This window comes from Curtobacterium sp. UCD-KPL2560 (genome assembly GCF_001705035.1).
Taxonomy (GTDB): domain Bacteria; phylum Actinomycetota; class Actinomycetes; order Actinomycetales; family Microbacteriaceae; genus Curtobacterium.
The window spans coordinates 1-3,758 of sequence record NZ_MCIG01000131.1 but is presented as its reverse complement, the minus strand read 5'-3'; the positions used below and the strand labels follow the sequence as shown (position 1 = coordinate 3,758).

Annotated in this window: 4 protein-coding genes; 3 read left to right on the top strand and 1 reads right to left on the bottom strand. The window is 74.0% G+C overall.

Annotation, left to right across the window (positions count from 1 at the left end):
• Positions 1–266 precede the first annotated feature (266 nt).
• From BEP24_RS16005 to BEP24_RS15995, 3 genes are read left to right on the top strand one after another with little or no spacing between them, the layout of a single operon-like run.
• On the top strand, positions 267–1,232 hold the full coding sequence (locus BEP24_RS16005) for a hypothetical protein (RefSeq protein WP_065965133.1): 966 nt from the start codon (positions 267–269) through the stop codon (positions 1,230–1,232).
• A 47-nt stretch (positions 1,233–1,279) separates the two neighbouring features.
• A complete protein-coding gene (locus BEP24_RS16000; RefSeq protein WP_065965130.1) occupies positions 1,280–2,020 on the top strand; it encodes a histidine phosphatase family protein in 741 nt (246 codons plus the stop codon).
• A complete protein-coding gene (locus BEP24_RS15995) occupies positions 2,010–2,873 on the top strand; it encodes an NAD(P)H-hydrate dehydratase (protein WP_065965128.1) in 864 nt (287 codons plus the stop codon). Before BEP24_RS16000 ends, BEP24_RS15995 begins: the two co-directional genes overlap by 11 nt.
• A gap of 114 nt (positions 2,874–2,987) precedes the next feature.
• Here the strand turns inward: BEP24_RS15995 and BEP24_RS15990 are convergent, their stop codons facing one another.
• Positions 2,988–3,425, bottom strand: a complete 438-nt coding sequence (locus BEP24_RS15990) for a YdeI/OmpD-associated family protein (protein ID WP_065965138.1) — start codon at positions 3,423–3,425, stop codon at positions 2,988–2,990.
• Between the last annotated feature and the right edge of the window lie 333 nt (positions 3,426–3,758).

The following is a 3,758-nucleotide window of genomic DNA, read 5'->3' as shown; positions in this document are numbered from 1 at the left end:
GTCGTGGGGCGCTGGGGAACGGGTCGTGTTGACGATGCGGCCGTTCGAGATCGTCACGCTGCGGGTGCGGCGGGGCTGAGGCGGGGTGGTTCCGGGCATACCTGGCTGTTCCGGGCGTACCTGGTCGCATCGACCGACCAGGTACGCCCGATCGTGCTCGGTACGGCGGTCGGTCGCCTCCTCCACAGGGGCGATTGCCTGGAGGCTCGTCCCCAGTTCTCGACGTCGGCCTCCGTCCGGCCGTGGCGATCGGGCACCGTCGAGGCATGCAACGACCTCTTCCGATCCTCCGCGCGGGTCCGGCGCGGGAGACCTCCTGCGACGCGACGACCCTGCGACGGCGGACCAGGATCGCCGGGCCCGACCGCCTGGTCCGCGTCGGGCCGAACGCCTTCGTCGAGGGTGCACTGTGGGACGCCGCCGGGCCCCGGCAGCGGTACGTCACGCGCGTCCACGGACGGCTCGGTCGGCTCGGCACCCGGGCCTCCGCGTCGCACGTGTCAGCGGCAGCGATCCACGGCCTCCCCGTCCTGAAGGGCTGGGACGTCCCCGTGCACGCCACCGTGCCCGAGTCGATGTACCGCCGACGGACCGCCGATCTCGTGCTCCACACCCGGCCGCTCGACGACGACGAACGCGAGCACGCGCACGGCATCTCGGTCACCTCCGTCCCGCGGACCGTGGTGGACATCGCCTCGGCCGCCGACCTGCGGACCGCCGTGGTCGTCACCGACCGGGTTCTCGCGACCGGGACGACGCGAGCGACGCTCCGAGCGGCGGTCGACCCGCGTGCTCGGAGCCGCCGGACCGTGGAGCGGGTGCTCGAGCTGTCGGACGGCCGCTCGGGTTCGCCGGCGGAGTCGTTCGCGCGGGTGGTCTTCCTCGAACTCGGACTCCCGACACCGGTGCTCCAGCAGGACTTCGTCGTGGACGGTCACCGGTACTCGGTCGACTTCTGGTTCCCGGACCACGGGGTCGTGATCGAGATCGACGGACGGGCGAAGTACTCGCAGGAGCGCTACCGCGACGGCCGTTCCCCGACCGAGGTCTTCGTGGCCGAGAAACGACGGCACGAGCGACTGCTCACCGTCCCGGTCGTCCGAGCGATCGTCCGCCTCGAGTGGCGAGACCTGTTCGACCCGGACCTCCTCGTCCGTCGGTTCCGTGCCGCCGGTCTGCCGTGCCCGGTCCGCCCGGTGCGCAGCGCTCGTCCGAGCCGACCGACGTGGTGAGCCCGAGGCGGTGAAGGGGCACAGCGGGGCCTGGTTACCGTGGCGCCATGGCTGTCAGGGAGATCTGGCTCGTGCGCCACGGGGAGTCGGAGGCGAACGTCGCCGCTGCCCGCGCCGAGGCCGACGGAGCAGACGTGATCGACGCGGGACACCGGGACGCCGACGTCCCGCTGAGCCCGCTGGGTCGGGAGCAGTCGCGGGCGCTCGGCCGTGAGCTCGCGGACCGCGGCGTCGACGACGTGCCGGTGCAGCTCTGGGTGTCGCCGTACCTGCGGGCGCAGCAGACGATCCGCACCGCGCTCGAGGCGGGCGGCATCGACGAGCCCACCCGGCGCGTGGACGAACGGCTCCGGGACCGTGAGCTCGGCGTGCTCGACCTGCTCACCCGACAGGGCGTGCAGCACCGGTACCCGGACGAGGAACGCCGGCGGCAGTGGCTCGGCAAGTACTACCACCGGCCGGCGGGCGGGGAGTCCTGGGCGGACGTGATGCTGCGCCTCCGGTCGCTGCTGCACGACGTCGACCGGCTCGACGGACCGGAGCGGCTGCTCGTCGCGGCGCACGACGCCGTCGTGATGCTCACCGTGGCCGTGTGCCTCGACCTGGATGAACCGGAGCTGATGGCCTTCGCGGCCGAGCACACCGTGGCGAACGCCTCGCTCACGCGACTCCGACGGGACACCGTCGGCTCACCGTGGTCGCTCGAGGAGTTCTCGGCCGTCGGCCACCTCGACGACGACGAGGTCACCGAGCACAGCGGGCGGAAGGACGACACCCGTGTCGCCTGAGCCGATCACCCCGAACGCCCTGCGGCAGTGGCCGCTCCCGGAGCCCGGCGCGGGCAAGTACGGCCGTGGGCAGGTGCTCGTCATCGGGGGAGCGGCGCGGACACCGGGTGCGGCGATGCTCTCGGCGCTCGCCGCACTCCGGGTCGGCGCGGGGCGGCTCACCCTCGCCGTCGCGGCGAGCGTCGCAGCGGAGGTGTCCGTCGCCGTCCCGGAGTCCGGCGTCCAGCCCCTCGACGAGGACGACGCCGGCCACATCGCGGTCGGCGCGATCGACGCGGCCGCGGACGACGCCGGCAGCGCGGACGCGGTCCTGATCGGCCCCGGACTCGACCATCCCGACGGTGCCCGTGACCTCGTGGCACGGATCGCGGACGTCGTCGGACCGGAGACGAAGGTCGTGCTCGACGCCTTCGCGCTCGGCGTCGCGGCGGACGTGGCCGACCGCCTCGAACCCCTGCGCGGACGTCTCGTGATGACCCCGAACAGCGGCGAGGCCGAACGGCTGCTCGGACGGGACTGCGGCGAGGACGACGTCGCCGACGCCCGGGAGATCGCCGAGCGGTTCGGCGCGGTCGTCGCACTGTCGGACGTCATCGCCGCACCGGACGGCCGGGTCTGGGTGAAGGGCACCGGTGCCGGAGGCCTGGGGACCAGCGGGAGCGGCGACGTGCTCTCCGGTGTCGTCGTCGGGCTGCTCGCACGTGGGGCCGACCCGGCACAGGCGGCGGCGTGGGCGTCCTCCGTGCACGCCGCGGCGGGCGACCGTCTCGCCGTGCAGGTGGGCCCGCTCGGCTACCTGGCGAGCGAACTGCTCGCCGAGATCCCGCGCGTGCTGGTGGAGCTCGGCGGCTGACCGCACCGGACACCCGGCCGGTACGGGCATCCCCGGTCGTCCTGGAGGACCAGGGACGCCCGGAACGACCGACCACGCCATCCAGGCGACGCCATCCAGGCGCGCTGTCCCCGCTCAGCCCTGCAGGGCCTCCACGGCCTTGTCGATGCGCCGCTGCCGGGTCTCCGGCGCCTTCGCCTGCACCACCGGGTCGACGAGCGCGCGCTGCCGTGAGTTCGACAGCGTCTCGAACGCCGCCCGCACCCCGGCCGCCTCGAACGCGTGCGCCAGGTCCTCCGGCACGTCGACGGTCCGCGGCAGGGTGTCGACCTCGAGCGTGACGTCGACGGTGTCCCCGGCCGCGATACCCGCAGCGCGGCGGTGCTCGGCCGACAGCGGGACGAGCGACTGTCCGCCCATCACCCCGATCGTGGACCGGTAGGTGTAGCCGCCGTCGATCGTGACGACCACGGCCGGGCGACCCCCGGCGCCGAGCGCCTCGACGACCTCCGGCGGCACGGGCGGTCCGGTGGCCGTCCCCCGTGCCTGCAGAACCGTCGTCGTGAACCGCATCCGTGCCTCCAGACCGCAGAACGCGCCATCGGCGCGGACCAGCGAGCGAGCGAACAGGTGGACCGGGCCACCGGACCAGCGGACCGTCCCGCCGGACAAGCGAAACCGTACAGCCGCACCCGCTGTTCCGCCATCGTTCACCGCCGCGGCAGGACGCGGAAACCGGCCGCGTCCACGATCGTCCCGGACGCGGCTCCGGACGACAAGACCCGGATGCCGGGACCCGGACCACCGGGCCCGGGATGCCGGGACCCGGCCCACCGGCCCCGGAGACCCGGACCCGGCCCCACCGGACCCGGACCGCACCGACCAGCACCGAACCGCAACCAGGAC

What these genes read in the sequence shown, in the direction of transcription:
- BEP24_RS16005 (WP_065965133.1), top strand. Translation starts at nt 267, where the DNA reads ATGCAACGACCTCTTCCGATCCTCCGCGCGGGTCCGGCGCGGGAGACC.
- BEP24_RS15990 (WP_065965138.1), bottom strand. Translation starts at nt 3,425, where the DNA reads ATGCGGTTCACGACGACGGTTCTGCAGGCACGGGGGACGGCCACCGGA.
- BEP24_RS16000 (WP_065965130.1), top strand. Translation starts at nt 1,280, where the DNA reads ATGGCTGTCAGGGAGATCTGGCTCGTGCGCCACGGGGAGTCGGAGGCG.